Annotated in this window: 25 protein-coding genes; 12 read left to right on the forward strand and 13 right to left on the reverse strand. The window is 69.6% G+C overall.

Annotated features, from left to right (window positions below; all coding sequences use genetic code 11):
* Positions 1 to 4: 4 nt before the first annotated feature.
* Complete coding sequence (locus ACFWIW_RS19565; protein ID WP_378369710.1) at positions 5 to 1,249, reverse strand: PucR family transcriptional regulator; 1,245 nt, start codon at positions 1,247 to 1,249, stop codon at positions 5 to 7.
* 89 nt (positions 1,250 to 1,338) lie between these two features.
* Between ACFWIW_RS19565 and ACFWIW_RS19570 the strand changes: the two genes are divergently transcribed.
* The 3 genes from ACFWIW_RS19570 to ACFWIW_RS19580 are packed head-to-tail and all read left to right on the forward strand — an operon-like array spanning position 1,339 to position 4,573.
* Entirely contained in the window at positions 1,339 to 2,832 is a 1,494-nt protein-coding gene (locus ACFWIW_RS19570) for a flavin-containing monooxygenase (protein WP_378369711.1), read from the forward strand.
* Positions 2,829 to 3,728: an alpha/beta fold hydrolase gene (locus ACFWIW_RS19575; protein ID WP_378369712.1), complete on the forward strand. Its 900-nt coding sequence runs from the start codon at positions 2,829 to 2,831 to the stop codon at positions 3,726 to 3,728. The genes ACFWIW_RS19570 and ACFWIW_RS19575 overlap by 4 nt, the downstream gene beginning before the upstream one ends.
* A complete protein-coding gene (locus tag ACFWIW_RS19580) occupies positions 3,725 to 4,573 on the forward strand; it encodes an SDR family NAD(P)-dependent oxidoreductase (RefSeq protein WP_378369713.1) in 849 nt (282 codons plus the stop codon). The genes ACFWIW_RS19575 and ACFWIW_RS19580 overlap by 4 nt, the downstream gene beginning before the upstream one ends.
* On the opposite strand, the gene ACFWIW_RS19585 is transcribed toward ACFWIW_RS19580, so the two are convergent.
* The 3 genes from ACFWIW_RS19585 to ACFWIW_RS19595 all read right to left on the reverse strand — a co-directional run bounded on the left by ACFWIW_RS19585 (position 4,570) and on the right by ACFWIW_RS19595 (position 7,876).
* Complete coding sequence (locus ACFWIW_RS19585; RefSeq protein WP_378369714.1) at positions 4,570 to 5,214, reverse strand: TetR/AcrR family transcriptional regulator; 645 nt, start codon at positions 5,212 to 5,214, stop codon at positions 4,570 to 4,572. The two genes, ACFWIW_RS19580 and ACFWIW_RS19585, sit on opposite strands and share 4 nt — an antisense overlap.
* A gap of 87 nt (positions 5,215 to 5,301) precedes the next feature.
* Positions 5,302 to 6,612, reverse strand: coding sequence for a lipase family protein (locus tag ACFWIW_RS19590; protein ID WP_378369715.1), 1,311 nt, complete (start codon positions 6,610 to 6,612; stop codon positions 5,302 to 5,304).
* Between the two features lie 88 nt (positions 6,613 to 6,700).
* Positions 6,701 to 7,876, reverse strand: a complete 1,176-nt coding sequence (locus ACFWIW_RS19595; protein WP_378369716.1) for an MFS transporter — start codon at positions 7,874 to 7,876, stop codon at positions 6,701 to 6,703.
* Positions 7,877 to 7,930: 54 nt separating this feature from the next.
* Here ACFWIW_RS19595 and ACFWIW_RS19600 point away from each other — a divergent pair, with 54 nt between their 5' ends.
* Entirely contained in the window at positions 7,931 to 8,674 is a 744-nt protein-coding gene (locus ACFWIW_RS19600) for a helix-turn-helix domain-containing protein (protein WP_378369717.1), read from the forward strand.
* Positions 8,675 to 8,730: 56 nt separating this feature from the next.
* Here ACFWIW_RS19600 and ACFWIW_RS19605 read toward each other — a convergent pair whose 3' ends face one another.
* Positions 8,731 to 9,885 (reverse strand): Cys-Gln thioester bond-forming surface protein, encoded by a 1,155-nt coding sequence (locus tag ACFWIW_RS19605; protein WP_378369718.1) that lies wholly within the window; start codon positions 9,883 to 9,885, stop codon positions 8,731 to 8,733.
* A gap of 326 nt (positions 9,886 to 10,211) precedes the next feature.
* Here ACFWIW_RS19605 and ACFWIW_RS19610 point away from each other — a divergent pair, with 326 nt between their 5' ends.
* Together ACFWIW_RS19610 and ACFWIW_RS19615 are read left to right on the forward strand one after the other, a co-directional pair.
* A complete protein-coding gene (locus ACFWIW_RS19610; protein ID WP_378369719.1) occupies positions 10,212 to 11,396 on the forward strand; it encodes a PQQ-dependent sugar dehydrogenase in 1,185 nt (394 codons plus the stop codon).
* 118 nt (positions 11,397 to 11,514) lie between these two features.
* Positions 11,515 to 12,768: an SON protein gene (locus ACFWIW_RS19615; RefSeq protein ID WP_378369720.1), complete on the forward strand. Its 1,254-nt coding sequence runs from the start codon at positions 11,515 to 11,517 to the stop codon at positions 12,766 to 12,768.
* Positions 12,769 to 12,835: 67 nt separating this feature from the next.
* Here the strand turns inward: ACFWIW_RS19615 and argG are convergent, their stop codons facing one another.
* Positions 12,836 to 14,284 carry an argininosuccinate synthase gene (gene argG, locus ACFWIW_RS19620; RefSeq protein ID WP_240601050.1) on the reverse strand — a complete coding sequence of 483 codons (1,449 nt, stop codon included), beginning with the start codon at positions 14,282 to 14,284 and terminating at the stop codon, positions 12,836 to 12,838.
* 119 nt (positions 14,285 to 14,403) lie between these two features.
* Between argG and ACFWIW_RS19625 the strand changes: the two genes are divergently transcribed.
* Both ACFWIW_RS19625 and ACFWIW_RS19630 read left to right on the forward strand, forming a co-directional pair.
* The gene (locus ACFWIW_RS19625; RefSeq protein ID WP_378369721.1) at positions 14,404 to 15,960 is read left to right on the forward strand and encodes a molybdopterin-dependent oxidoreductase; all 1,557 of its coding nucleotides are present in this window, start codon (positions 14,404 to 14,406) and stop codon (positions 15,958 to 15,960) included.
* Between the two features lie 88 nt (positions 15,961 to 16,048).
* Complete coding sequence (locus ACFWIW_RS19630; protein ID WP_378369722.1) at positions 16,049 to 16,726, forward strand: fasciclin domain-containing protein; 678 nt, start codon at positions 16,049 to 16,051, stop codon at positions 16,724 to 16,726.
* Positions 16,727 to 16,785: 59 nt separating this feature from the next.
* Here ACFWIW_RS19630 and ACFWIW_RS19635 read toward each other — a convergent pair whose 3' ends face one another.
* From ACFWIW_RS19635 to ACFWIW_RS19655, 5 genes are all read right to left on the reverse strand, one after another.
* Positions 16,786 to 17,091 (reverse strand): hypothetical protein, encoded by a 306-nt coding sequence (locus ACFWIW_RS19635; protein WP_378369723.1) that lies wholly within the window; start codon positions 17,089 to 17,091, stop codon positions 16,786 to 16,788.
* Entirely contained in the window at positions 17,088 to 17,489 is a 402-nt protein-coding gene (locus ACFWIW_RS19640; RefSeq protein ID WP_378369724.1) for an Asp23/Gls24 family envelope stress response protein, read from the reverse strand. Before ACFWIW_RS19640 ends, ACFWIW_RS19635 begins: the two co-directional genes overlap by 4 nt.
* Complete coding sequence (locus ACFWIW_RS19645; RefSeq protein WP_378369725.1) at positions 17,479 to 18,045, reverse strand: Asp23/Gls24 family envelope stress response protein; 567 nt, start codon at positions 18,043 to 18,045, stop codon at positions 17,479 to 17,481. Before ACFWIW_RS19645 ends, ACFWIW_RS19640 begins: the two co-directional genes overlap by 11 nt.
* Positions 18,036 to 18,617 carry an RNA polymerase sigma factor gene (locus ACFWIW_RS19650; protein WP_378369726.1) on the reverse strand — a complete coding sequence of 194 codons (582 nt, stop codon included), beginning with the start codon at positions 18,615 to 18,617 and terminating at the stop codon, positions 18,036 to 18,038. Before ACFWIW_RS19650 ends, ACFWIW_RS19645 begins: the two co-directional genes overlap by 10 nt.
* 147 nt (positions 18,618 to 18,764) lie before the next feature.
* Positions 18,765 to 19,538 (reverse strand): ABC transporter permease, encoded by a 774-nt coding sequence (locus ACFWIW_RS19655; protein ID WP_378369727.1) that lies wholly within the window; start codon positions 19,536 to 19,538, stop codon positions 18,765 to 18,767.
* A 159-nt stretch (positions 19,539 to 19,697) separates the two neighbouring features.
* On the opposite strand from ACFWIW_RS19655, the gene ACFWIW_RS19660 reads away from it, so the two are divergent.
* Positions 19,698 to 20,171: a MarR family winged helix-turn-helix transcriptional regulator gene (locus tag ACFWIW_RS19660; protein WP_378369728.1), complete on the forward strand. Its 474-nt coding sequence runs from the start codon at positions 19,698 to 19,700 to the stop codon at positions 20,169 to 20,171.
* Between the two features lies 1 nt (position 20,172).
* On the opposite strand, the gene ACFWIW_RS19665 is transcribed toward ACFWIW_RS19660, so the two are convergent.
* Positions 20,173 to 21,336, reverse strand: a complete 1,164-nt coding sequence (locus tag ACFWIW_RS19665; protein ID WP_378369729.1) for an FAD-dependent monooxygenase — start codon at positions 21,334 to 21,336, stop codon at positions 20,173 to 20,175.
* A gap of 58 nt (positions 21,337 to 21,394) precedes the next feature.
* Entirely contained in the window at positions 21,395 to 22,540 is a 1,146-nt protein-coding gene (locus ACFWIW_RS19670; RefSeq protein ID WP_378369730.1) for a CaiB/BaiF CoA transferase family protein, read from the reverse strand.
* Positions 22,541 to 22,677: 137 nt separating this feature from the next.
* Here ACFWIW_RS19670 and ACFWIW_RS19675 point away from each other — a divergent pair, with 137 nt between their 5' ends.
* From ACFWIW_RS19675 to ACFWIW_RS19685, 3 genes are all read left to right on the forward strand, one after another.
* The gene (locus tag ACFWIW_RS19675; protein ID WP_378369731.1) at positions 22,678 to 23,496 is read left to right on the forward strand and encodes an NAD(P)H-binding protein; all 819 of its coding nucleotides are present in this window, start codon (positions 22,678 to 22,680) and stop codon (positions 23,494 to 23,496) included.
* A 71-nt stretch (positions 23,497 to 23,567) separates the two neighbouring features.
* Positions 23,568 to 24,716: a N(5)-(carboxyethyl)ornithine synthase gene (locus tag ACFWIW_RS19680; protein ID WP_378369732.1), complete on the forward strand. Its 1,149-nt coding sequence runs from the start codon at positions 23,568 to 23,570 to the stop codon at positions 24,714 to 24,716.
* A gap of 69 nt (positions 24,717 to 24,785) precedes the next feature.
* The gene (locus ACFWIW_RS19685; protein WP_378369733.1) at positions 24,786 to 25,055 is read left to right on the forward strand and encodes a hypothetical protein; all 270 of its coding nucleotides are present in this window, start codon (positions 24,786 to 24,788) and stop codon (positions 25,053 to 25,055) included.
* Positions 25,056 to 25,064: the final 9 nt, after the last annotated feature.

A 25,064-nucleotide genomic window follows, 5' to 3' on the forward strand; every position in this document is an offset into this window, starting at 1 on the left:
CGGCTCAAGCCCCGCTTCCCAGCCACCGCAACGTTTCCAGCGCCACGGCCACGTCCACCGCGTTCTCCGCCAACGGCCGGGGGAGCAGTTCGTCGGCCCGCGCCAGCCGCCGGACGACGGTGTTGCGGTGGGTGTAGAGCCGTTCCGCGGTCCGCGTCGTGTTGCCCAGCTCGTGCACGTAGGTCCGCACGGTCTCCCGGGTTTCGGCGTCGGCGTGCCGGAGTTCGCCGAGGGTGTCGGCGATGAACTCGCCAGCCTGCGCCGGATCGCCGGTGAGCAGCACCAGCAGCTGGATGTCCTGGTACCGCGCGATCTGCTGCGGTGAGGTGAGCCGGGCGAGCATCCGCTGGGTGGCGGCGGCGTCCAGATGGCTCCGGCGGAAGCCGTCGATCCCGCTGCCGGGCCGCCCCAGTGCGACCCGGACGTCAGGGTGCGGCGCGAGGTCTTCGGCGAGCCGGTCCGTGCGCGGCGGCGTCCGGCCGGGGAGCCAGACCCATAGCGCGGCGGCGCTGGCGACGACGGTCAGCCGGTGTGAAGCGCCGCTGGCCCGCATGAGCGTCTCCGCGGCGGTTTCGAGCTGCTGGGACGACGGGGTCACCGAGCCGCTCCAGACGATCGCGGCCGTATGCGGGCCGGCGAGCGGGTAACCGAGCTGGGCTTCGGCACGCGACCGGCTGATGGGCGCGCCCTCCAACAGCAGCGTGACCGTCGCCCGCCGTTCGGCGTGGGCGCCGCGGGTCAGCTCCGTGCGTTCGGCGGCCATCCGCTCCGACACCGCGGCGACGGTGTCCTCGATGAACGTGGTGATGGACAGCGACGAAACGTCGAGCAGTTCGCGGAGCAGGACCGGATCCGACGTGAGGTCGAAACAGATCTCGATCCACCGCCGCCAGGCCACCCCTTGCGCCCGCCGATAGGCGTCGAGACCGCCGGAATCGAAGCCCCGGCGCACCATGTCGCGGGCGCCGTCGAGCACTTCCTGGTTCAGGTTGGCGGCGACGCGTTCGCCGGGACGCTGCACGTTGGCGGCCGCCCAGTGCAGCAGATTCGCCAGATTCGCGCGTTTGGTCCCCTCGGTGAGCACGGGATCCTCGGCGACCGCGCGCATGCTGTCGCCGCCGAGGGAGGCCGCGTGCAGTTCCTCGATCCATTCGGCGCGGGGATGCAGCACGATTTCCGCGCCCCGCCGGAAGAGGTCACGCGCCTCAGGGGACAGGGTCGGCCACGGTGATGCTGCATTTTGCACCATGAGTGCATCATGATGGTGCAGATAGTGCTAGCGCAAATCCCCGCCCACCCCGCATCGTGGAGAGAACCGAGACGAGGCTGGAGTACCGCATGACGACGAGCACACCCGTCGAGCACCTCGACGTGGTCATCATCGGTGCCGGGATTTCCGGGATCGGGGCCGCGCGCTACCTGAAGACCGAGAACCCGGGCAAGACGTTCGCCATCCTGGAGGCCCGCGGCACGTCCGGCGGCACCTGGGACCTGTTCCGCTACCCGGGTATCCGCTCCGACTCCGATCTCCACACCTTCGGCTACGAGTTCAAGCCGTGGCGGGACAGGCAGTCGATCGCCGACGCGCCCCGGATCCTGTCGTACCTGCGCGAGACGATCACCGAGAACGGGATCGAGCCCAGCATCCGCTACCACCACAAGCTGCTCTCGGCGGCCTGGTCGAGTGACGAGGCGCGCTGGCTGCTGGAGATCGAGCGGACCGACACCGGCGAGCGCACCCGGCTCAGCGCGGGCTGGCTGTTCAACGCGGGCGGCTACTACCGCTACGACGAGGGTTTCACCCCGCGCTTCGAGGGCCGTGACCGCTTCGCCGGCACGATCGTGCACCCGCAGCATTGGCCGGAGGACCTCGACTACGCGGGCAAGCGCGTCGTCGTGATCGGCAGCGGTGCCACCGCGGTCACCCTGGTCCCGGCGATGGCGGGCACCGCGGCGCACGTGACGATGCTGCAGCGCACCCCGACCTACGTCATGCCGGTGCCGCGCGAGGACAAGATCGCGAACGGGCTGCGCAAGATCCTCGGCGACGAGCGGGCGTACGCGCTCACCCGCCGCAAGAACATCCGCAAGGGGCTCGCGGTCTGGCAGTTCTGCCAGAAGTTCCCGAAGACCGCCCGCGGGCTCATCCGGTACGTCAACAAGAAGCAGCTTCCCAAGGACTATCCGGTCGACGAGCATTTCAACCCGCCGTACGACCCGTGGGACCAGCGGCTGTGCGCCGTGCCCGGTGGCGACCTGTTCGCCGCCATCCGCAAGGGGCAGGCCGATGTCGTCACCGACAAGATCAAGACGTTCACCGAAAAGGGGATCCTGCTCGAATCCGGGCGCGAGCTGGCGGCGGACATCATCGTCACCGCCACCGGCCTGAACCTCCAGGTGTTCGGCGGGGCCACGCTCAGCGTCGACGGGAAACCGGTGATCCTGCCGGAAACCGTCGCGTACAAGGGAATGATGCTCTCCGGCGTGCCGAACGCCGCGTTCGCGATCGGCTACACGAACTCGTCGTGGACGCTCAAGATCGGCCTGCTGTGCGAGCACTTCTGCCGCCTGCTGACGCATATGGACACCCACGGCTACGACGTCTGCCGTCCCGTACTCGCCGATCCGGACATGCCGACGAAGCCGTTCCTGGACTTCGCCGCCGGATACGTCCAGCGCGCGCTCGACCAGCTCCCGCGTCAGGGCGACCGCATGCCGTGGCTGACTTCGATGAGCTACCACTCGGACATCAAACTGCTGCGCGCGGACGACATCACCGATCCCGAGCTGCATTTCACCCGTGCCGAGGTCCGGGAAGCGGTGAGCTCGTGACCGACGGCTTCGCCGAACTGCCCGGCGGCCTCCGGCTCTGTTACCGCGAAGACGGCCCGGCCGACGGGGTGCCGCTGGTGCTCATCGCCGGCCTCGGCCTGGACCTCACGTCGTGGCCGCGGCCGATGATCGAGGGGTTCACCGGCCGCGGCTTCCGCGTCGTCCGGTTCGACAACCGGGACGCGGGCTGTTCGGATCGCGTCAAGGCGCCGAACCCCGGCAAGCTCCGGCAACTGCTGGCCAAACCGCTGCCCGGCGCGTACGACCTCGGCGACATGGCGGCGGACACCGTCGGCCTGCTGGACCACCTGGGCATCGAGAAGACGCATCTGGTCGGCATGTCGATGGGCGGCATGATCGCCCAGACCGTCGCCGCCCGGAACCCCGGCCGCGTCCTGTCGCTGACGTCGATCTTCTCCACCACCGGACATCGCCGGGTCGGGCAGCCGGCGAAGTCGACGTTGGTGCGCATGGCGAGGCGGCCCGCCCAGACGGTGGAGGAATCCGTGGCCGGGCACCTGTCGCTGATGGGCCACCTCGGTTCGGCCACGTTCCCGCTGGACAAGGACGTCGAAACGGCGTGGGCCGAAGGGCTGTGGGAACGCGCCGGGGGCCGGCGCGCCCGCAGCGGCATCGCCCGCCAGATCGGCGCGATCCAGGCCAGCGGCGACCGCACCGCCGAACTCGCGCGCATCACCTGCCCGACGGTCGTGGTCCACGGCGACACCGACCGGATGGTCCACCACAGCGGCGGTCGCGCGACCGCCAAGGCCATCAAGGGTTCCCACTACGTCGAAATCCCCGGAATGGGCCACCACATCGCCCCGGACCTCGTCGACCGGCTCGTCGAACTCACCGCCGAAGTGGCCCTCGACCGGGCAGGAGAAACCCGATGAGCAGTGTTCGCGGCAAGGTCGCCGTCGTCACCGGCGCCGGTTCCGGCATCGGCCGTCAGCTGGCGCTCGAACTCGCGCGGCGCGGAGCGCGGCTCGCGGTGTCCGATGTGGACGAAGGCGGGCTGGCCGAGACCGTCTCCCAGGTCAAGGCCCTTGGCGCGGAAGTGCAGGGTGCCACGCTGGACGTCAGCGACCGCGCGGCCGTGCAGGAGTACGCGACCACCGTCGCCGGGCAATTCGGTGTGGTGCACCAGATCTACAACAACGCGGGGATCGCGGGCGGCGGGCAGACCGTGCTCGACGCCGAATGGGAACTGTACGACCGCACGCTCGCGGTCAACCTCTTCGGTGTCATCAACGGCACCAAGGCCTTCCTGCCGCATCTGATCGACTCCGGCGACGGTCAGGTCGTGAACGTCTCCAGCCTCAACGGTTTCATGGCCCAGCCGACGCTGAGCGCCTACTGCGCCAGCAAGTTCGGCGTCCGGGGGTTCACCGAGGCGCTGCGCACGGAGATGATCGCGGGCAGGCACCCGGTACGGGTCACGGTCGTTCATCCTGGCGGGGTCAAGACCGGCATCGCCTCGGCGGCACTGAAGGAAGCCGAGGCCCGCGGTATCGAGCCCACCGCCGAACAGCGGGAACGCGTCCGCGTGTACAACGAAAAGCTGCTGAAGATGCCGGCGGATCAGGCCGCCCGCATCATCGTCGACGGGGTCGAGGCGGGGAAACCGCGGGTGCTCGTCGGGAACGACGCGAAACTGGTCGACCGGCTCGTCCGCCTGCTTCCGCGCCGGTACCCGAAGCTGATCGTCGATTTTGAGCGGCGGCGCCTCGCCCGCTAGGCCTCGACGCTCCGGTGCCCGAACAGGCCGAGCAGCCAGGTGTATCGGACGGCTTCGCGTGCCTGGTCGTAGGCGTCCGGAGTGCCGATCCAGATGGCCTGCGTGATCAGCTCGATGGTGGCGGCGACGACCGTGCGCGCGGTGAACGGCGGCGGTGACGGCAGCGCGGGATCGGTGGCGCGCAGCCATTCCGCCGTCCGGTCGAAGACGGCTTCCCCGGCGCGCAAGGTTTTCTCGCGTGCTTCGAGTCCCGCGTCGCCGAGCGCGTAGATCTCCAGCAGCGCGGCGCGGACGGCCGTGGGACGCCGGTGCACGAAGTCGACGAGGAAATCGCAGCAGACGGCGACGGCGTCCAGCGGGGTGGCCGCCTCGGCGCCCACGGCGACACCCTGGGTGATGAACTCGGTGGTGATCTCGCGATAGGCGGCGAGGAACGCGTCCTGTTTCCCGGTGAACTGCTCGTAGAACGAGGTCCGTGACACACCCGCCGTCGCGGTGATGTGGCCGACCGTGGTGGCGACGTAGCCGCGTTTGCCGGTGTTCTCCAGTACCGCGTCGATCAGCCGGGCCCGCTGGGTTCCGGCGACCTCGTCGCGGCTGAGGTTGTGCGGCCCCTTCGGCAGCTTGCGGTGCTCGGTCACGTGCGGCACCGTACCGGTCCCGGAAATCCGTGAGGGCCTCCTTGAGGGACCCAGGGTCCCTCAAGGAGGCCTTCACGGACTGAGCGGTCAGCTGACCGGCACCTCCGGGGCAAGGGAGTTGCCGGGCGCGATCTTCCCGCAGCTGGACGGCGCGGTCTTGCCCGCGAACCGGTCGTTGATCCAGCCGATGGCCTGCGGCGCCCAGGCGACGGCCGCCCCGACGTGGCTCAGCAGGTCGTACTGGTCGTACTTGATCGACTTGTTGCCGGTGTCGCAGTACTGCCGGGCGAGCGAGCGCACGTCACCGGCGACCATCACGCCGTCACCGGTGCCGATCCCCGGCGGGTTGCCGAAAGTGCCTTCCACGACACCGTTGTTGCCCTGCGCGATGTAGCCGGGCACGGTGGGCGTCGGCGCGGAGCCGAGGTTGATCTTGTTCACGGCCTCGACGTACGGCAGCACCTTGTTCGGGTTCGTGTACTCGGGTTTGACGAATTTCTCCCACGTCAGCCCGGGATAACGGCCGAGCGCGTCGACGATCGACGCCTTTTCCATGTCCTTGAGCACCTGGAGCCCGTACGAATTCGCGTACGGCTTGAGATCGATGTCGAAGGATCGCGAGACCCCGATGAGCGCCATCGGAATGACACCGGTCCACGCGACGCTGCCGTTGACGTATTTGAGGTTGTGCGACGGCTTGACGAGCACTCCGCCTTCGGTGAAGCCGACGAGATTCTTGTTGACCTCGGGCGCGTAATCCGGCGCGAGCGCGGCCGCCCAGCCCGTCGCGATGGCACCGCCCGAATAGCCGATGAGCCCGAACCGGGTCTTGTCGTTCATCCCCGTCGACGGCGACCTCGTCGCGGCGCGGATGGAATCGAGGGTGTTCGTCCCGTATTCCGGCCCGGCGGCGAAGTTCGCCTTCTGGCCTTCGGTGTCGGGGATGACGACGTTGTAGCCCAGCAGCAGGGCCGGCGCGATGAACAGCGACTCCGCGTTGGCGATCAGGCCGCCGAGCGAGACGTCGCCGGCGATCGCCCTCGACGGGCCGTGCTCCGGATTCAGCGAATCGTAGAACGATTGGTACGAAACGGCTTTGGTGCTGTCGCCGGTGAGGCTGCGCAGCACCGACGTGACGTTGGCGGACGGCTTCCCCTGCGCGTCGGTGGACCGGTAGAGCAGCTGGGTCACCTTGAGCGGCGTGGAAATGCCGAGGACGTGGTAATTGAGCGTCCGGGTCTTCAGCACGGTCCCTGGACTGTACGAAGACAACGGTTCGCTGCCGTCGTAGCTGTAGAACGGATCGGTGGCGGGGGCGGCGGAGGCGGCGGGCGCGGCGGCGAAACCGACGATGAGGGCGATCGCGACGGCCAGCAGACGAGCGGGCTTTCGGGTCATGACTCCCCTTTGAATCATGAAGTGGATCACGTTTGGATTCCCGGAACCTACCAGCCGGTAACCGATGATGTACAGGGCCGTACACCATTTATTGTCGCGACACTGACACTTTTTCCGGTCCCGTTCGGACGGAGCACGGCTCGGACAGGGTGCGGGTTGTGATCCAGCACAAAAGGGGCAGTGCGATCAACGGGATCAAGGCCGTTTGAAGGGAAGTGTGGTCGGCGACCGTGCCGATGACGGGACTCGCGAGGCCGCCGATGCTGACCGTCAGGCCGAGAGTGACGCCGCTGGCGGTGCCGACCCGTGTGGGGAGGTAGTCCTGGGAAAGGGTGATCTGCAGCGAGAACGGGATGTACAGGCTCACCGCGGCCAGCAGGACGAACGGGAAGAACGCCGGCCCCGGCACGAACACGACTCCCGCGACCGTGCCGACGGTGGCCAGGTACGACCAGCGGACCACGGTGACCCGGCCCCGGCGTCCGGCCAGCCTGCTTCCCAGCAGAGTGCCCACGGCGCCGCCGACATAGAGCAGGAACAGCGCGGCGCTGCCCGTCGTCGTGCCGCCTCCGGTCCGTTGCTGGGCGTAGAGGGAGACGAACGTGCTCAGCCCGATGAACACGATCGAACGGAAGACGACGGCCACCGACAGTTTCGCGAACGATCGCCAGTCGTCGACGCCGGCGACCTCCGACGACGAGCCGCTCGTGCGGGCATTCCGCGTGAGAGCGCGCAATACGGGCAGGCAGAGCACGGCTCCGGCCAGCGCTGGAACGACGAGCAGCGGCGACATCCGGAGGCCGCCCAGTGCCATGACCGCGGCGACGAGCACGGGCGCGGCGGCGAATCCGATGTTCCCGCCGAGGGAGAACCAGCCCATGCCCGTATGGCTGCCACCGCTCGCGATCCTCGCGACCCGTGCGGCTTCGGGGTGGTAGGCGGCCACGCCGATGCCCGACACGGCCACGAAGGCGAGTGTCAGCGAGTAGGAGCCGACCAGTCCGCCGAGGCCGATCCCGAGGCCGCCGACGAGGGTGGCCGACGGCAGCAGCCACGGCATGGCCCAGCGGTCGGTCAGCGCGCCGAACAACGGCTGCGCCACCGACGACAGCAGCGACGCGGCGAGCACGATGCCCGACACCGCCGCGTAGCCGTAGGCGCGTTCGGCCGCGAAGAACGGCACCAGCGCGGCGACCGAACCTTGATACACATCCACACACGCGTGCCCGGCCGAGAGCAGGGCGATCGCTTTGATCTTCGACATGCCGCCATGCTCGTCGCGGGCCACGGTGTCGCGCTTCCGATAAAATGACAAACGATGACGGAAATCCGCCACCTGCCCGAAGCGCCGACCCAGGTCCGGTCGCTGGCCTCCGGCACGATCGTCGACGCGCACCGCCACGACGAGCACCAAGTCGTGTACGCCGCCCGTGGCGTACTGGCGATCACGACCGACAGGGGTTCCTGGGTCGCGCCGGCCACCAGGGCGATCTGGGTGCCCGCCGGGACCGTGCACGCCCATCAGGCACACGGGGACCTGGAACTCCGCCTCGTCGGCCTGCCCGCCACGGTGAACCCGTTGCGGCTGAACGAGCCGAGCGTGCTGGCCGTCGGCCCGCTCCTGCGGGAACTCATCCGCACCTACACCGATCCGCCGCGCGAAGACACCCCGGAACGCCGTCGGCTGCGCGCGGTCCTGCTCGATCAGCTGCGCGCCTCGCCGCAGCAACCCCTGCACCTGCCGACGCCGGACGACCCGCGGCTGCGCGCACTGTGCGAGATCCTGAGCGCCGATCCGGCCGACAATCGGACGCTGGCCGCCCTCGGCGCCCGGGTCGGGGCGAGCGATCGCACGCTGGCCCGGCTCTTCAAAGCCGATCTCGGCATGACGTTCCCGCAGTGGCGCACGCAGTTGCGGCTCTACCGTGCGTTGGTCCTCCTGGCCGAAGACACTCCGGTGACCGCGGTGGCGCATGCCTGCGGCTGGTCGTCCACCAGCGCGTTCATCGACGTCTTCCGCCGCGCCTTCGGACACACGCCGGGTACGCACTACGACCGGTGAACGCGAAAGCGGGGCCGGTCCACAATGGACCGGCCCCGCTTTGCTTCGTTCGCTGTTTACGCCTCGCTACGGCGACGGCGCACCAGCAGCACCATCAGCACACCCGCGCCGAGGAGCGCGCCGCCGATCACCAGCGGCATGGTCGCGGAGGCACCGGTGTTGGCCAGCTCGTCGCCGCCACCCGACTCGGCGCCACCGGGGGTGGTGGGCGCCGGGGTGTCGGTGGCGGGCGCGCCACCCTGCTTCCAGCTCGCGGTCGCGTTCGCGACGACCGAGGTCTTCTCGGACTCCGCCACGATCAGGGACTGCGCGGGCACCTTGGCGTAGTTCTCGCCGACGAACAGGCGACCGGTGTCGAGGTGGCCGCTCACCTTCAGCGTGAACGAGCCGTTGCCGTCCTTGGCGTCCTTGGGAACGTCGACGTAGACCTTGGTGCCGTCCTTGATGGCGGAGGCCTTGATCTCCTTGCCGTCGGCGTCGGTGACCTTGACGCCCTCGGGCAGCTTGCTCGTCAGCTCGGTGATGTCACCGTTGGTGGCGATGCTGAACGGGCCGATCTTGGAGCCGGTCGCGCCCGAGGCCTTCGCCGGGCCGATGTCGAGGGTCGGCTTCGGCTGCGCGCCGATGCCGACGTTGTCCTTGCCGGTGAGGTAGTCGTAGACGGCCAGCACGTCGGCGGACTCTTCGGCGCTCTCGAACGGCAGCGGCTTCTTGCGGTCGAGGTTCTTGCCGTCACTGAAGTGCCAGACGGCGGCCTGCGTCGCGGTCACGGCCTCCTCGACGGACAGGCCGCCGGTCAGCTTGACGTCCTTGCCGAGCGCGCCCTCGAGCGCCTTCACGGCGACGGCCGGGTAGCCGTGGTGCAGCACCCAGTTGATCTTCGAGCTGTTCTTGTTGAACGGCGAAGCGGCGTCCGGGTACTTGTTCCACGGACGTTCGATCATGTCCTGATCGGTGCGCATGCCGACCTCGACCTGCACGCAGTACATCTTGAGCTTGCTGCCGTCGGACAGCTTCAGCCCGAACAGCTTCGTGACGTAGTGCTGCCCGCCCTCGAAGTTGACGCTGAAACCATCGGTGCCGGAACCTTCGACCACCCGGCCCCGCGCCGCGCCGTCGTCGGCGAGGGCGGCCGGAGCGGCCATCGTGAGCGCGACGGCCGCGGTGGCGACCGCGATCCCGCCACGAACCAGAACTGACCTGCCGTGCATGTGTCTCCCATCCGAATACGGACCACGAATGCCAGTGCCGCATGCGACCACAGGCCCCGACCGCAACGGCTCGCCCGGATGGGGGATGAATAATCCCATCGAGCGAGAGCGGAGCATACAGAGGTCATACATGCGGCTACTCAGGGGTATGGCTCATGTCCGAATTGCCCCGAAAGAAGGGTGAACGGCAAGAAAACGATCTTGGGCGAGTAGATGACGGGCTCCGGGGGAAAGAAACCGACCGAAACCTCGCGTATGGAGGTACCGCCGCTCCCCTGATCGCTGTTGAATTGGACCAGACCATTCACTGGCGATTGGAGTCCCTCATGACGCGACGGCACCTCCGCCGGGGGTTGTCCCTGGTGGCCGGGCTCGCCTTGGCCGGCGCGCTGCTCCCGGCCGCGAGCAGCGCGGAAACCCAGGAAGCGCGGGGTGTTCCGCTCGGTGAGCTGACCGCCACGGCGACCAAGGTCGCGTCCGGGCTGGTGAACCCGACCGCGATCACGGCGATGAACGACGGGAGCGGCCGGATCCTCGTCGTGGAGAAACGAGGGGTCGTCCGGGCCTACCACCCCAGGACGGGGCTCGCCGCCAAGCCGGTACTGGACATCAGCGACAAGGTGAACGGCGCGGACGTCGAACGCGGGCTGCTCGGGCTCGCGATCGCCAAGGACAGGCGGGTTTACGTCGCCTACACCCGCAAGTCCGACAGCGCGGTGACGTTGTCCCGGGTCCGGCTCGACACCGGTGAGCTCACCGAGCTGATCACGCAGCCGCACGCCGAGTTCCCCAACCACAACGGCGGCCAGCTGGCCTTCGGGCCGGACGGCTATCTGTACTGGGGGATCGGTGACGGCGGCGGAGGCGGCGATCCGCTGGCCAGCGGGCAGCGGCTGGACACGCTGCTGGGCAAGATCCTCCGCGTCGACGTCAACCGCGAGTGCCGTCCGCTGCGGTACTGCGTGCCGCCGGGCAACCCGTTCGCCGGCGTCGCGGGGGCGCGGCCGGAGATCTGGGCGTACGGGCTTCGCAATCCCTGGCGGTTCTCCTTCGACCCGGCCGACGGTTCGCTGTGGATCGGCGACGTCGGCCAGGGCCGCTTCGAGGAGGTCGACCACCTCGCCAAGGGCAAGGGCGGCGCGAACTTCGGCTGGTCCTGCAAGGAGGGGCCGGTCGTGTTCGACGAGACGCGGTGCGAGGACGGCGTGACCTACACCGAACCGGTCTTCCACTACATCTCCGGCGCGGAGGGCTGCGCGGTGATCGGCGGGCACGTCTACCGCGGCCGGAAGTACGCCTCGCTGGCGGGCGGGACCTACCTCGCCACCGACTTCTGCCAGGGAACCGCCTGGGCCGTCCGCAAGAAGACCGACGGCACCTACGAAAGCGCCCGTATCGGCCAGTTCCCGCTCGACGCCACCACCTTCGGCACCGATCAGCACGGCGAGCTGTACCTGGCCGACGAACAGCCCGGTGGACTGCACCGGATCTCGTTCGCCCGCAAGGGCTGAACCGGCTTCCCCTGCCGCGTCCGCCCGGCGCGGCAGGGGACCCGATCGCGTTTCATCAAGTTTTCATCCTCCCTCCATAGCTTGGGTTCGTTCGGTGAATTCGGTGATGGAGGGCGACGTGGAGCAATCATTCCCACCCGGAGGCGCGCAATGGCCGCCGCCGCAGGGCTGGGTCCCGCAACCGGTACCGGCGCCGCCCGTCCGGAAACCCCGGTGGCCGCTGTTCGCGGGGATCGCCGGGCTGGTGGTGGTGCTCCTCGCGGGTCTGACGACCTGGTTGCTGTGGCCCTCGAAAGGGGGCCGTGAACCCTTCGAGCAGGCACTGGCCGGGCTTTCCTCGGCGCCCGCCGTGCGGAACAGCACTTCCGCGGTCGGCGGGATGATCGAGACGGACGTCAAGACCACGGCGTACGGCGAGACCTCCGGCACGATGTCCTTCCAGGGCAAGAAGATCGAGATCCTGGTCGTCGGCGGCAAGGTCTTCTTCAAGGCGCCCGACGGCCTGCTGCCGGGGGCGCGGGCGGACTCGGCCGAGGCCGAAGATCTCAAGGATCGGTGGATCACCGGTGAGGACGCGCTGTTCGGCCCGGTCCTGCAGCAATTCGAGTCCCCGGAGAAACTCGCCACCCGGCTGCGGGAGGCGCTGGAGCGGGCGGCCGAGATCACCGAGGGCCAGAGCGTGCGTGACGTCCCGGCGCTCAAGGCGAGCACGCCCGCCGGCGATCTGTACGTCTCGAAGGAGGCACCGCACCGGCTTCTCCGCTACTCGGTGAAGATGCCCTCCGTGCCGGGCATGGAATCACAGCCGCGGATGCCCGCGGGCGCCGGTCTCGGAGAGTCCGATGTGGACGCTCTGTCGCCGGCGGAGACCGTGGCCGTCTACGAGAATCTGATGGCGAACACCCAGAAGCTGTCCGGTGCGGTCGATACCGGCGTGCGGTTCGACCTGGACGGCGCGGCCACGGTCGCGTGCGGTGCCTCGGGCTGCACGGTGACCGCGAACGTGTCCAATTCCGCGTCGGCGAACAGCGGCGGGAAGGTCACCGGCCAGGTCAACGCCACGATGACCGCCAACGTCACCATCGGCGGCCGTTCGGCGGGCAGTTGCCGGAACACGGCGACCCTGCCGCTGAACGGTTCGGCTTCGATCAGCTGCGTCAACGGCGGCGCGGGCAGTGTCTTTTCGGCCGTCGAGGCGGAGAAGAAGGCGGACGCGGAAGCCCGGTCGCGGGCGTCGGGCGGGGTGCCGGTGCAGTACCGGATCGAGAGCATCGCCTCGGTTTCCGTGCTGGCCGAGGCGATCGGGCAGGTCGAGATCACCCGGCTGATGGACGAACTGGGGCAGCGGCGGTCGAAACTCGGCGGCAAGTAGAAGAACAGCGCCGGGCGAACGGCTTCGATGCCGCGCGCCCGGCGCTTTCGCGTCCCGTTCGTCCGGGTCAGTCGGTGCCGGATTCGATCGCGGCGTGGTCGAGCAGTTCGTCGTCGCCCGAGGCCTTGCCGCGCGAGGCGATCGCCTGCGCGCCGCCCGCGTCCATCGCCCCGATCAGCCCGGTCGACGCGGCCTGCGCGGCGCCGATCAGCGTCGGGTGCCCGCCGCCGACCATGCCGAGCCCGGCGTACTGTTCGAGCTTGGCGCGCGAGTCGGCGATGTCGAGGTTCCGCATGGTGAGCTGGCCGATCCGGTCCACCGGGCCGAACGCCGAATCCTCGGTGCGCTCCATGGACAGCTTGTCCGGGTGGTAGCTGAAGAACGGGCCGGTGGTGTCGAGGATCGAGTAGTCCTCGCCGCGCCGCAGCCGCAGGGTGACCTCGCCGGTGACGGCCGCGCCGACCCACCGCTGCAGCGACTCGCGCAGCATCATCGCCTGCGGGTCCAGCCAGCGGCCTTCGTACATCAGCCTGCCGAGGCGGCGGCCCTCGTTGTGGTAGCTGGCGAGGGTGTCCTCGTTGTGGATCGCGTTGACCAGCCGCTCGTACGCCGCGTGCAGCAGCGCCATCCCCGGCGCCTCGTAGATACCGCGGCTCTTGGCCTCGATGATCCGGTTCTCGATCTGGTCGGACATGCCGAGCCCGTGCCGTCCGCCGATCGCGTTGGCCTCCAGGACCAGGTCGACCGCGGTGGCGAACTCCTTGCCGTTGATCGTGACCGGACGGCCCTGCTCGAAGCCGATCGTGACGTCCTCGGGCGCGATCTCGACCTCGGGGTCCCAGAACCGGACGCCCATGATCGGGTTCACGATCTCGATGCCGGTGTCGAGGTGCTCCAGCGATTTGGCCTCGTGCGTCGCGCCCCAGATGTTCGCGTCGGTGGAGTAGGCCTTCTCGGTGCTGTCCCGGTACGGCAGGTCGTGGGCCTGCAGCCACTCGGACATCTCCTTGCGGCCGCCGAGCTCGCTGACGAACGCGGCGTCCAGCCACGGCTTGTAGATCCGCAGGGACGGGTTCGCGAGCAGGCCGTAGCGGTAGAACCGCTCGATGTCGTTGCCCTTGAAGGTGGAGCCGTCGCCCCAGATCTGGACGTCGTCCTCGAGCATCGCGCGTACCAGCAGGGTGCCGGTGACCGCGCGGCCGAGCGGGGTCGTGTTGAAGTAGGTGCGGCCGCCGTTGCGGATGTGGAAGGCGCCGCAGGACAGTGCCGCGAGACCCTCCTCGACCAGCGCGGCCTTGCAGTCGACGGCGCGCGCGATCTCGGCGCCGTAGGCCTTCGCCCGGCCCGGGACCGACGCGATGTCGGGTTCGTCGTACTGGCCGATGTCAGCGGTGTAGGTGCACGGCACTGCACCCTTCTCGCGCATCCACGCGACCGCTACCGAGGTGTCGAGGCCGCCGGAGAAGGCGATCCCGACGCGTTCGCCGACAGGCAGAGAGGTGAGTACCTTGGACATGATGGAAGTATATGCATAGGTGTGTATGACCATGCAAGCCGGGGTGAGCGGCGCAACTCGGGTGGGTGGCGGGCGCAGAAGTGACCTGTCCGCGGCGGCGGCCGCCGCGAATACCTGGCATGAAGACTTCGCGGGCCGCTCGGGAACCACGCCTCCCCTTCTTCGGGGCGGCGCTGATCGGTGTCGTGGCCCTGGCCGCGGCGCTGGCGGCAGGCCATCTGGTGGCCGGGTTCATCGGCGCCAACGCCTCGCCGTACCTCGCGGTCGGCAATGGGGCGATCGATCTGACGCCGGTCGGGCTGAAGGATTTCGCGGTCCGCACGTTCGGCGTCTACGACAAGCTCGTGCTGCTCGCCGGGATGGCCGTGGTGATGGTGCTCGCCGCCGCCGTGGCCGGGATCGTCTCGCGCCGGTCACCCGTTCCGGGGACCGTGCTGATCGCCGCGTTCGGCCTGCTGGGCGGGCTCGCCGTGTCGCAACGGCCCGACCTCTCGACGGTCGCCCTGCTCGCGCCGCTGGCCAGCCTGATCGCCGGCGTCGGCGTCTTCTTCTGGTTGCATCGCCTGGCCTCGGCCGAGCCCCAGGCCGAGGCCGCGGGCACCGCGCCGTCACGCAGGTCGGTGCTGCTGGCGGGAGCCGGTGCCGTCGTGGCCGCGGGGGCGGCGGGGGCCGGAGGGCAGCTCCTCGCCGGCACGCGAGACGCGGAGTCCTCGCGGGCGGCCGTCGGCCGGCTCGTTCCCGCCGAGCCGGCGCCGCCCATCCCGGCCGACGCGGATTTCGCGAAACTCGGCACGCCGACGTTCCTCACCTCGAACCGTGACTTCTACCGCGTCGACACCGCGCTGTCGGTGCCGCAGGTCCGGGCCGAGGACTGGAGCCTGCGCCTGCACGGCATGGTGCGCGACGAAAAGCGGTACGGCTACGACGACATCTGCGGCCGACCGCTGATCGAGCGCACCATCACCATGACCTGTGTGTCCAACGAGGTCGGCGGGACCTACGTGTCCACGGCGAACTTCATCGGCGTGGACCTCGGGGAGCTGCTGCGGGAGGCCGGGGTCCTGCCCGGCGCCGAGCAGATCTTCTCCACCAGTGTCGACGGCTGGACCGCGGGCAGCCCGGTCGCCGCCGCGCTCGACCCGGAACGGGGCGCGATGCTGGCGATCGGGATGAACGGGGAACCGCTGCCGGTCGAGCACGGTTTCCCCGCACGAATGGTCATCCCCGGTCTCTATGGCTACGTTTCGGCGACGAAATGGGTCAAGGACCTGGAGATCACCACCTGGAAAGCGCGCCGCGCGTACTGGCTGGATCGCGGCTGGGGCGAACAGGCCCCGATCAAAACGCAGTCCAGGATCGACAGTCCGAAAGGATTCGAAACGGTACCCGCGGGCAAGGTCCGGATCTCGGGTGTCGCGTGGGCGCAGCACACCGGGATCGAGCGGGTCGAAGTCCGGCTCGGTGCGAACGGAAGCTGGCTGCCCGCAACGCTTTCCCGCGAGGTGGGAGTGAACACCTGGCGGATGTGGTGGACCGAATTCGATGTTCCGGCCGGCAGCCATCAGGTCACCGTCCGGGCTGTCGACAAATCCGGCTACACGCAGACCGACGCCCGCGCCGGAACCGTTCCCGACGGGGCGACCGGCTGGCACGTCATCAGTTTCACCGCGCGGTGATCGGCGTCACTCGAAAGGGTGGCAATCCGATTTCGTGGTGGTTCCGAATACCCGGTAAGAGTCCGAAAAACAAATGGAGTGATTTTCCGTGAACAAGCTTCGCGTCGCAGGAATCGGTTTCACCGCGGTCACCGCGCTGGCCCTGGCCGCCTGCAGCAGCAACGACAGCGCTTCGTCCGGCAGCTCCAGCAGCGCCCCCGCGCCCGCCCCGTCCTCGTCGATGTCGGCCCCGATGTCCAGCGCCGCTTCCGGTGACGGGGTCACCACCAACGCCGACGTGTTCGGCCCGGCCTGTTCGCAGCTCCCGCAGGGCAGCGCGCCGGGTTCGCTGGACTCGATGGGCCCGCAGCCGGTCGCCAGCGCCGCCTCGACCAACCCGCTGCTGACCAAGCTGGTCGCCGCGGTCAAGGCCACCAACCTGGTGGACACGCTCAACAGCCAGCAGGCCATCACCGTGTTCGCCCCGGCGGACCCGGCCTTCCAGGCGCTGGGCGACGCCAAGTTCGCCGAGCTGGCGGGCAAACCGGACCAGCTGGCGCCGATCCTTCAGTACCACGTCGTCGGCAAGCGTTACGACGCCAAGGGCCTGGAGTCCGCCAAGTCGGTGGAGAGCCTGAACACCGCCGGCGGCCCGGTCAAGATCGAGGGCTCCGGCGAGAACATGACCGTCAACGGCGCGAAGGTCCTGTGCGGCAACATCCCCACCAAGAACGCCACCGTGTTCGTCATCGACAAGGTGCTGACCCCGGGCACCAACAAGAACTAGGTCCCCGCCCCAGGATCGCGGTGGTCACGCCTTCGGGCGCGGCCACCGCGATCTTCGTGTCAGGGAACGAGTGCGGCGGCGTCCACATCGGTCACCACGAGCCGCAGGCTCGCGTTCTCCCAAGGGGTTCCGGTCAGCACGGCGCGCAAAGCGGCCCCGGCGGCTTCCGTGAGCGGCGGGATCGGCACCTCCAGCGCGACGACGCGGATCTCGACGACGTGCTCGGAGATGTCGACGGCCATCACGTCGAGATCCCACGGCACCGCCGACGCGGCGGCCGTGGTGGACGGCGTGGCCGCGCGCAGCCCCGGTATCCCGCGGAGGGTGCTGAGCAGTGAAGCGGTCAGTTCGGAACGTGCGGTCACAACAGTCCTCCACGGATTTCGATGTCCAAAATGGACACCGAGACGGCCGACGGGGTGAGCCCGGTCGCCTCGGTGACCGCTTTGCCCACGGCCCGCTGCACCGCCTGCGCGGTCGCGGCGGCCTGGTCGAGGCCGGAGAGCGAAAGGTCGATCTCCACCCGCACGTCCGGCGGGTCGTGCTCGACGAACGCGCGGACGCCTTCCGTGGGCGCCGGTTCGAGGCCCTTGATCCGCTGCCGCGCGATCCGGGTCAGCGAGCCTGCCAGCCCGCGCAGCCCGGGTTCCAGGCGGACCACGCCGGGGACCCGGGCCGCCGCGTGCGCGGCGATCGCCGCGATCACCGGCGGGGCGATCACCGTCTCGACCAGTTGCCGGGCCGGTGCCTGCTCACGCGTCATAGAGGTCCTCCACCACCAGGTCGAGCCGGGCCAGGCGGAGACCGACCCTGGCCCCCGCCGCCGCCGTGACCCGCTCGCGGACGACGTCCAGCGAGTCACGGTCGAAATCATGCGCGATCGCCAGGTTCAGCTCCACGTTCACGGCCAGCGGGTCGATGGTGTCCGGTGCGGGCAGGACCCGGCAGCGCCGAGCGCGGACGCCGTCGACGGAGTCCGCGGCGAACCGCAGCACGGCCGCGACCGCCTGATCGCTCACCTGGACCTCGCCCGGTTCCGGGCTCGCCAGCGGCACCAGATCGCGACGCCGCACCTCGGCGCGGATCGCGGACATGATGCGGCTGGTGAGATCCGGCGACGGCTCGGCGTCGTCTTCGGTCAGTTCCCTGGTCAGCCCGCGCAGCACCAGAAGACTCTCGCGGGTCGCCCGGCAGTGCGGGCAGTCGAGTTCGTGCGCGTCCGCCCGGCCGGCGTCGACCTCGTCGAGCCGTTCCCAGACCTGTTCCACATCACGGCCGCACGGCAGCAGGTAGTCGCGGGTCGCGTGGTTCATCGCCATGGCGCCATCACCTCCGCCAACTGTGCTCGTGCTCGCGCGATGCGTCCCCGCACCGCGGTGGTGGTCGCCCCGATCGCCTTCGCGATCTCCTCGTAGGAGCGCCCGTGGACCTCGCGCAACAGCCAGCAGGCCCGTTGCTCGGCGGTCAGCTGGTCGAGTGCCCCGGTCAGCGCCGCCATCTGCGCGCTCGTCTCGGCCGCGCGATCCGGCCGCCCCGACGAACCGGTGGACTCCTGCTGGTCCAGCTCGACGTCGGCCACCGGCTTCCTGGCACGGATCACGTTCAGGCACCGGTTGGTCGTCATCCGGTAGAGCCAGCCGACGAACGCCGCGTCCTCCTGCAGCTGCCCGAGCCGCCGCCAGGCGACGAGGAACACCTCCTGGACGACGTCCTCGGCGTCGCCTTTGTTCCCCAGCATCCGCAGCGCCAGCCGGTACATCGGCCCCTGGAACCGCAGGACGAGCTGCTCGTACGCGCGGATCTCGCCGTCGCGGGCGCGCGCCACCAGCGTCGCGTCGTCCAGCACCGTTTCGCCGGCCGCGAGTGGCTCGGTTCTCGCCGAAGTCGTCATCGAGCGCACCTGTGCAGCGCCGTCATGCCGAAGCTCCCTTCACCCCACCCGGGCAGGTGGTCATCCTTAAGACACCGCTTCCCCGGAAACGTCACGCGGGAAACTTCGTCCAGCCGACCACGGTGACGCGGATCGCGCACGCCGAAGTCAGGTGATCGCCCGGCGGCGGAACGCCCGGAGACCCGCGGGGGTGAGCACGACCAGCGCGAGGACCAGCGCGAGCGCGCAGAGCCACGCGGGCAGATGGGCGATCTCCGGGGTCAGCGCGCCGCGCAGGCCCTCGCTGACATAGGTCATCGGGTTCAGCGCGCACAGGGCGCGGAACCAGGGGACGGCGGTGAGCCCGGGGAACGGGAACTGGGCGGAGCCGGTGAACAGCAACGGCGGCATCACCAGCGAGAAGGTGATCCCGATCCGGGCAGGGGAGACGAGTGAGCCGATCGTCACCCCGGCCGCGCCGCCGGCCAGCGCGCCGAGCACGGTGTAGCCGAACGCCGCCGGGAGACCGGCCGCCCGCCAGGACAGCCCGCCGAGCACGAGCGCGCCGACCGGGACCATGAGGACCGCCGTGACCAGGCCCCGCGACGCCGCGGCGAAGATCCGCTCGACGACGATCCAGGCGAGCGGCACGGGAGCGCGCAGCCTGTTCTCGATGGTGCTGGTGGCGAACTCCATCGCCAGCGGGAAGGACGCGTTCTGCGCGGCGGCGAAGAACGCGTTCAGCGCGACGAGCCCGGGCAGGAGCAGCCGCGCGTAGCCCGGCGGGGTGTAGCCGAGCGCGCCGAGGACCTTTCCGAACACCAGGAGCATCAGCAGGGGTTGCATGAGCACCTGCGCCAGTACCCCGCCGAGCTGCTTCCGGGTGACGAGCAGATCGTGTTCCAGCAGTCCCCAGAACACACGCCACGGACTCGGGGTCATATATGAAGCATACGCTTGCTGATTTCCGTGAGGGTGGGTTGCTGTACCTCGCCCCGGGAGGGTTGCGAAAGTGGCTTTGGCAACTCCGCTTGCGCGCACCAGTGCGTGGGCGGCCATCGCGCCCCGAGTCGCCCAATTGCCAAGTGTTAGCGTTGTACCATGAGTGAAGCCACGCAGACCGCGGAGTCGGTGCGCTGGGCCGTGTCGCGGTTGTCGTCCCGACTCAGGGCCGAGCAGCCCGGTGACGAGCGGAGCTTGAGCAGGCTGGCTTCGTCGGTGCTGGCGAACCTGCGGCACAGCGGGCCGCTGACCGTCGGCGCGCTCGCCGCGATCGAGGGATTGCGGCCGCAGTCCCTGACCAGGGTGCTCAACGCGCTCGAATCGGAAGGCCGCGTGGCCCGGCGTCCCGACGAGCACGACCGGCGGGCTCAGCGGATCGCGATCACCGACGAGGGCCGCGAAGCCCTTCGCACACACGTCCGCGACGGCAACCGCTGGCTGGCCGGGGCCCTCGCCGAAACGCTGACCCCCGCGGAACGGGAGATCGTGCGGGTGGCCGCGGGCCTGCTGCTCCAGGTCGCCGAACACGGCGCCGGGGAAGGGCGCGGACCCGGTGCCGCGCCCCCGCTCTGAATCACCCCTGACGGGTGAGCGCGGGGTACTCGTCGAGGGTGATGTCGGTGGCGAACTTGTCGGTCACCCACAGCATCCCGCGCAGCAGCAACCGTCGCTTGAACATCTGATCGCGCAGTTTGATCCGCAGCTTCGTGGGCGGCGCGAGGAACGATCCGGCGTTGGCGTTGCGGGCGACCTTGGCGTAGTCCGAGAACTTCTCGTCGTACCGGCGGAAGGCGAGCTCGTGGTCGCCGTCCGCGGCGGCGAGTTCACCCGCGATGACATAGGCGGCCACGACGGCGAGCCCGGTGCCGAAGCCGCCCAGCGTGTTGCCGTACGCCGCGTCGCCGAGGAGCGCGACGCGTCCGGTGGAGTAGCCGTCCATTTTCACCCGGGCGATCGAGTCCAGGTAGACGTCGTCCGAGCGCTTCACCATCTCCATCAGTTCGGGCAGCCGCCAGCCGGCGCCGTCGAACGCGGCGGCCAGGATCTCCTTCTGCCGCGCGATGTCGTAGCGGTCATAGCCGATCTCGGGGGAGGCGAACACGAAGAACGCGGTCGCCTTGGGCCCGCCGGTGGCGGCCATCCGGCCGGGCTCGTTGTACATCACCGCCGGGCCGCCGTCGGCTTCGTCGGTCTCGACCAGGGCGTAGTAGTGGCCGAGGTGCTCCACGTAGCCGTCCTCCGGGCCGAACGCCAGCCGTCGCACGGTGGAGTGGATGCCGTCCGCGCCGAAGACGAGGTCGAACCGCCTGGGGGCTTCGCGCTCGAAGGTGACGTCGACGCCGTCGGGGGTCTCGGTCAGCGAAGTGATCGAGTCGCCGAAGACGTACTCGCAGTCCGACGAGGTCCGGTCGTACAGGATCCGGGCCAGATCGCCGCGCCGGATCTCGACGTCGCCACCGGTGAATTCGCCGGGCAGGACGGCGAGCGGCCGTCCCTCGGCGTCGACGATGGTCTGGTCGAGCCCGCCGGTCCGGTGCCGGTGGATCTCGTCGAGGATGCCCATCCGCTCGAGCACGGCGAGGTGGGTGGCGCCCTTGAAGTCGACCGCCTGGCCGCCGGGACGGAGTTCCGGCGACCGTTCGACGACGGTGACCGCGTAGCCCTGGCGGGAGAGCCAGAAGGCGAGCGCGGGACCGGCGATGCTCGCGCCGGAGATGAGGACTGTCCTGTTCGTCATGGCAGGAGGTTCGCGGCCGGCGTTGACGAAGCGCTGACAGCCCGCTGACCGCTCCCCGTCAGCTCCACCCCGGCAAGGGAAGGGCGAGTTGCCCGGGCACGTCCGGTGGCGCCGTCTCGTAGCGCGGTGGTGTCGCCGACAACCCGATCGGGTTACGGGTCAGCCGCACGGAGGTGCCGTCGGGCCGCGGGAGATCGACCGTCGGGGCCAGGCCGAGCCGTTCGGCCAGCGCGAAAGCGCCCGCGACGTCGTTGACCTCCCCGGCCGGCACGCCCGCCGCGCTCAGCTCCGCCGCCCACTCGGCCGCGGGGCGCTTGCCCAAATGGTCTTCGAGCAGCGCGCGGAGTGCGCCCCGGTTCGCGACCCGCGCCGGATTGGTCGCGAACCGGCTGTCCTCCGCGAGTCCCGGCAGGCCGATGACCTCGCACAGCGCCGCGAACTGCCGGTCGTTGCCGACGGCGAGCGCGAGTTCGTGATCGGCGCAGGGGACGAGTTCGTAAGGGGCGATGCTGGGATGCCGGTTGCCCATCCGCGCCGGGACGGTCCCGCCGGAGGTGTAGGCGCTGCCCTGGTTGACCAAGGCGGCGAGCAGACTGGACAGCAGATCGATCTCGACGCGCTGCCCCTGCCCGGTGCGGTCGCGGTGGCGCAGGGCGGCGAGGATGCCGACGCTCGCGAACAGCCCGGCCAGGACGTCGACGAGCGCGACCCCGACCTTCTGCGGCTCGCCCGCCGGGTCGCCGGTGATGCTCATCAGTCCGCCGACGGCCTGGATGAGCAGGTCGTAACCGGGCAGCGCGGCGCCGCCGCCGGAGCCGAAACCGGTGACGGAGCAAAGGACGAGACCTGGGTTCGCCGCCAGCAACGCCTCCGGGCCGAGGCCGAGACGTTCCATCACGCCGGGCCGGAAGTTCTCGACCACGACGTCGGCCTCCAGCGCGAGCGCGCGGGCCTGGGCGAGGTCGTCCGGATCGCCGAGGTCGAGTGCCACGCTCGTCTTGTTCCGGTTCACCGACTGGAAGTACGTCGCCTGACCGGCCGCGTCGTAGGGCGGGCCCCAGCTGCGGGTGTCGTCGCCGGTACCCGGCCGCTCCACCTTGATCACCGTCGCGCCGAGGTCGGCCAGCAGCATGGTGGCGAACGGGCCGGCGAGCACCCGCGAGAAGTCGAGGACGCGAAGCGGGCCGAGTGCGGTTTCGGACATGGACCCGACCCTAAGCGGCCACTCGCGTCCTCGAAGTTGTGATCGCGCTCACGAACCCAATACTTTCCTCTAGGTACCTACTATCACCAGGAAGGTAGCTTCGGTCGCGTCAACGCAACGTGATTCGAGGAGAGACCATGATCGTGGTGACCGGAGCGACCGGGAACGTGGGACGGCTGCTGGTGGAAACCCTTGCCGCCGCTGGAGAAGAGGTCACGGCGGTGTCGCGCCGGATCTCGGCGGCGGACGTGCCCGAGGGCGTGCGGACCGTGCGGGCCGACCTCGCCAGGCCCGACGGATTGAAGCAGGTCTTCGACGGCGCGGACCGGATTTTCCTTTTGACCTCGGGAGAATTCATGGCGGCGGGCGGCGACGTCGCGGAGATCGTCGCGGCGGCCGGGGGAGCGCGGATCGTGCTCCTGTCCTCCCAAGGTGTCGGGACCGGGCGGCACGCGCCCGCGTTCGAAGCGGCGGTCAAGGCGTCGAGTCCGGAGTGGACGGTGCTGCGGCCGGGCGGTTTCGCGTCGAACGCCTTCCAGTGGGCGCCGTCGATCCGGGCCGATCGGGTCGTCGCCGCACCGTTCGGCGACGTCGCCCTGCCCGTCATCGACCCGGCCGACATCGCCGACGTCGCGGCGGCCGTGCTTCGGGAACCCGGGCACCACGGCCGGACCTACGTGCTCACCGGACCCGAGCCGATCTCGCCCCGGCGGCAGGCGGCGGACCTCGGCGAGGCGCTGGGCGAGCCGCTGCGATTCACCGAACTGAGCGAAGCCGAGGCCCGCGCCGCGATGTCCGAGTTCATGCCGCCGGTGGTCGTGGAGGCGACGCTCTCCATCCTCGGCACACCCACGGAGGACGAACTGCGGGTCAGCCCCGACGTCGAAAAGGTGCTCGGGCGACCGGGGCGCACCTTCGCCGAATGGGCGGCGAGGAACGCGGCGGCGTTCAAATGACACTCGGCGCACCTAGACGGTGCCGTCGCGGCCCACTGTGCTTAGACTGAGGTCTAATTAAGGGGCCCCACGTGGACCAGCTCACTCTCGGTGTCATTTCCCGCTCGCGCAAAGAAAACGAGCGGCGGCTCCCGATCCATCCGCGCCACCTCGAACGGATCGACCCCGATCTCCGGCGGAACATCTATCTCGAGCACGGCTACGGCGACCGCTTCGGCCTCCCGGACGAGGAACTGGCGCCGCTCGTCGGCGGTCTCCGCTCCCGGGAACGGCTCATCGAGGACTGCGACGTCATCCTCCTGGCCAAACCGCTCGCCGACGACCTGGCCGAACTCCGGCCGGGACAGATCCTGTGGGGCTGGCCGCACTGCGTGCAGGACGACAAGCTCACCCAGCTGGCCATCGACCGGAAGCTGACCCTCATCGCCTTCGAAGCGATGAACCATTGGCGCCGTGACGGTTCCTTCAATCTGCACGTCTTCCACAAGAACAACGAACTGGCGGGCTATTGCTCGGTGCTGCACGCGCTTCAGCTGATCGGCTCGACGGGCGACTACGGCCGTCGTCTCCGCGCGGTCGTGATCGGCTTCGGCGCGACGGCGCGTGGTTCGGTGACGGCGTTGAACGCGCACGGGATCCACGACGTGCACGTCCTCACCCATCGCGGCGTCACCGCGGTCGGGTCGCCGATCCACTCGGCGAACATCGTGCATCTCGACCACGACCTGAAGGGCCCGGCGGATCTCCGCCGCAGTCACGCGATCACCGAGGACGGTCGCGTGCCGCTGGCGGATTTCCTCGCCGGGCACGACATCGTCGTCAACTGCGTTCTGCAGGACACCAAGGCGCCGTTGACGTTCCTCGGCGAGGAAGACCTCGCCGCGTTCCGGCACGGAAGCCTCGTCGTCGACGTCTCCTGCGACGAGGGCATGGGGTTCAGCTGGGCCAGGCCGACGACGTTCACGGAGCCGACGTTCGAGGTCGGCGGCCTCACCTACTACGCCGTCGACCACAGCCCGTCCTACCTCTGGGACTCGGCGACCTGGGAGATCAGTGGTGCGCTCCTGCCGCATCTGAGGCAGGTGCTGGCGGGGCGATCCGCGTGGGCCGCCGATCCGACGCTCGACCGGGCGATCGAGATCAGCGACGGCACGATCCGGAATCCGGACATCCTGGCCTTCCAGCATCGGTCCCCGGAGTATCCGCACGCGCACGCGTGAGCCCGCCGATGAGAAAGTTCTCATCGAGCCCTCATCGGCGGCTCACCCTCGCCGGGCAGCCTGGGTGACATGCGAGTCCGAATCATCGTCCTGGCCGGGGTCGCCGCCGTCGTGGTGGCGGCCACCGGCACGTTCGCCGTCATCGCGGCCACCGCGGCCTCGCCACCCGACCTCGGCCCGGCGGTCGTCGCCCCGGCCGGGCAGGCCGTCACTGGGCCGGGTGAAGCGGGTGCCCCGCCCGCCGTCGTCCCGCCCCGGCTGGCCGGGCACGACGACGACCTCGATGATGACCATGACCATGACTACGACGGTGACGACCATTTCGACCTCGACGACTGAGCGGGGCCG

The sequence above is a fragment of the Amycolatopsis sp. NPDC058340 genome, assembly GCF_042723975.1.
GTDB lineage: Bacteria > Actinomycetota > Actinomycetes > Mycobacteriales > Pseudonocardiaceae > Amycolatopsis.

What these genes read in the sequence shown, in the direction of transcription:
- ACFWIW_RS19565 (WP_378369710.1), bottom strand. Translation starts at nt 1,249, where the DNA reads ATGGTGCAAAATGCAGCATCACCGTGGCCGACCCTGTCCCCTGAGGCG.
- ACFWIW_RS19570 (WP_378369711.1), top strand. Translation starts at nt 1,339, where the DNA reads ATGACGACGAGCACACCCGTCGAGCACCTCGACGTGGTCATCATCGGT.
- ACFWIW_RS19580 (WP_378369713.1), top strand. Translation starts at nt 3,725, where the DNA reads ATGAGCAGTGTTCGCGGCAAGGTCGCCGTCGTCACCGGCGCCGGTTCC.
- ACFWIW_RS19590 (WP_378369715.1), bottom strand. Translation starts at nt 6,612, where the DNA reads ATGACCCGAAAGCCCGCTCGTCTGCTGGCCGTCGCGATCGCCCTCATC.
- ACFWIW_RS19595 (WP_378369716.1), bottom strand. Translation starts at nt 7,876, where the DNA reads ATGTCGAAGATCAAAGCGATCGCCCTGCTCTCGGCCGGGCACGCGTGT.
- ACFWIW_RS19600 (WP_378369717.1), top strand. Translation starts at nt 7,931, where the DNA reads ATGACGGAAATCCGCCACCTGCCCGAAGCGCCGACCCAGGTCCGGTCG.
- ACFWIW_RS19605 (WP_378369718.1), bottom strand. Translation starts at nt 9,885, where the DNA reads ATGCACGGCAGGTCAGTTCTGGTTCGTGGCGGGATCGCGGTCGCCACC.
- ACFWIW_RS19610 (WP_378369719.1), top strand. Translation starts at nt 10,212, where the DNA reads ATGACGCGACGGCACCTCCGCCGGGGGTTGTCCCTGGTGGCCGGGCTC.
- argG (WP_240601050.1), bottom strand. Translation starts at nt 14,284, where the DNA reads ATGTCCAAGGTACTCACCTCTCTGCCTGTCGGCGAACGCGTCGGGATC.
- ACFWIW_RS19625 (WP_378369721.1), top strand. Translation starts at nt 14,404, where the DNA reads ATGAAGACTTCGCGGGCCGCTCGGGAACCACGCCTCCCCTTCTTCGGG.
- ACFWIW_RS19640 (WP_378369724.1), bottom strand. Translation starts at nt 17,489, where the DNA reads ATGACGCGTGAGCAGGCACCGGCCCGGCAACTGGTCGAGACGGTGATC.
- ACFWIW_RS19645 (WP_378369725.1), bottom strand. Translation starts at nt 18,045, where the DNA reads ATGGCGATGAACCACGCGACCCGCGACTACCTGCTGCCGTGCGGCCGT.
- ACFWIW_RS19650 (WP_378369726.1), bottom strand. Translation starts at nt 18,617, where the DNA reads ATGACGACTTCGGCGAGAACCGAGCCACTCGCGGCCGGCGAAACGGTG.
- ACFWIW_RS19655 (WP_378369727.1), bottom strand. Translation starts at nt 19,538, where the DNA reads ATGACCCCGAGTCCGTGGCGTGTGTTCTGGGGACTGCTGGAACACGAT.
- ACFWIW_RS19660 (WP_378369728.1), top strand. Translation starts at nt 19,698, where the DNA reads ATGAGTGAAGCCACGCAGACCGCGGAGTCGGTGCGCTGGGCCGTGTCG.
- ACFWIW_RS19665 (WP_378369729.1), bottom strand. Translation starts at nt 21,336, where the DNA reads ATGACGAACAGGACAGTCCTCATCTCCGGCGCGAGCATCGCCGGTCCC.
- ACFWIW_RS19670 (WP_378369730.1), bottom strand. Translation starts at nt 22,540, where the DNA reads ATGTCCGAAACCGCACTCGGCCCGCTTCGCGTCCTCGACTTCTCGCGG.
- ACFWIW_RS19675 (WP_378369731.1), top strand. Translation starts at nt 22,678, where the DNA reads ATGATCGTGGTGACCGGAGCGACCGGGAACGTGGGACGGCTGCTGGTG.
- ACFWIW_RS19685 (WP_378369733.1), top strand. Translation starts at nt 24,786, where the DNA reads ATGCGAGTCCGAATCATCGTCCTGGCCGGGGTCGCCGCCGTCGTGGTG.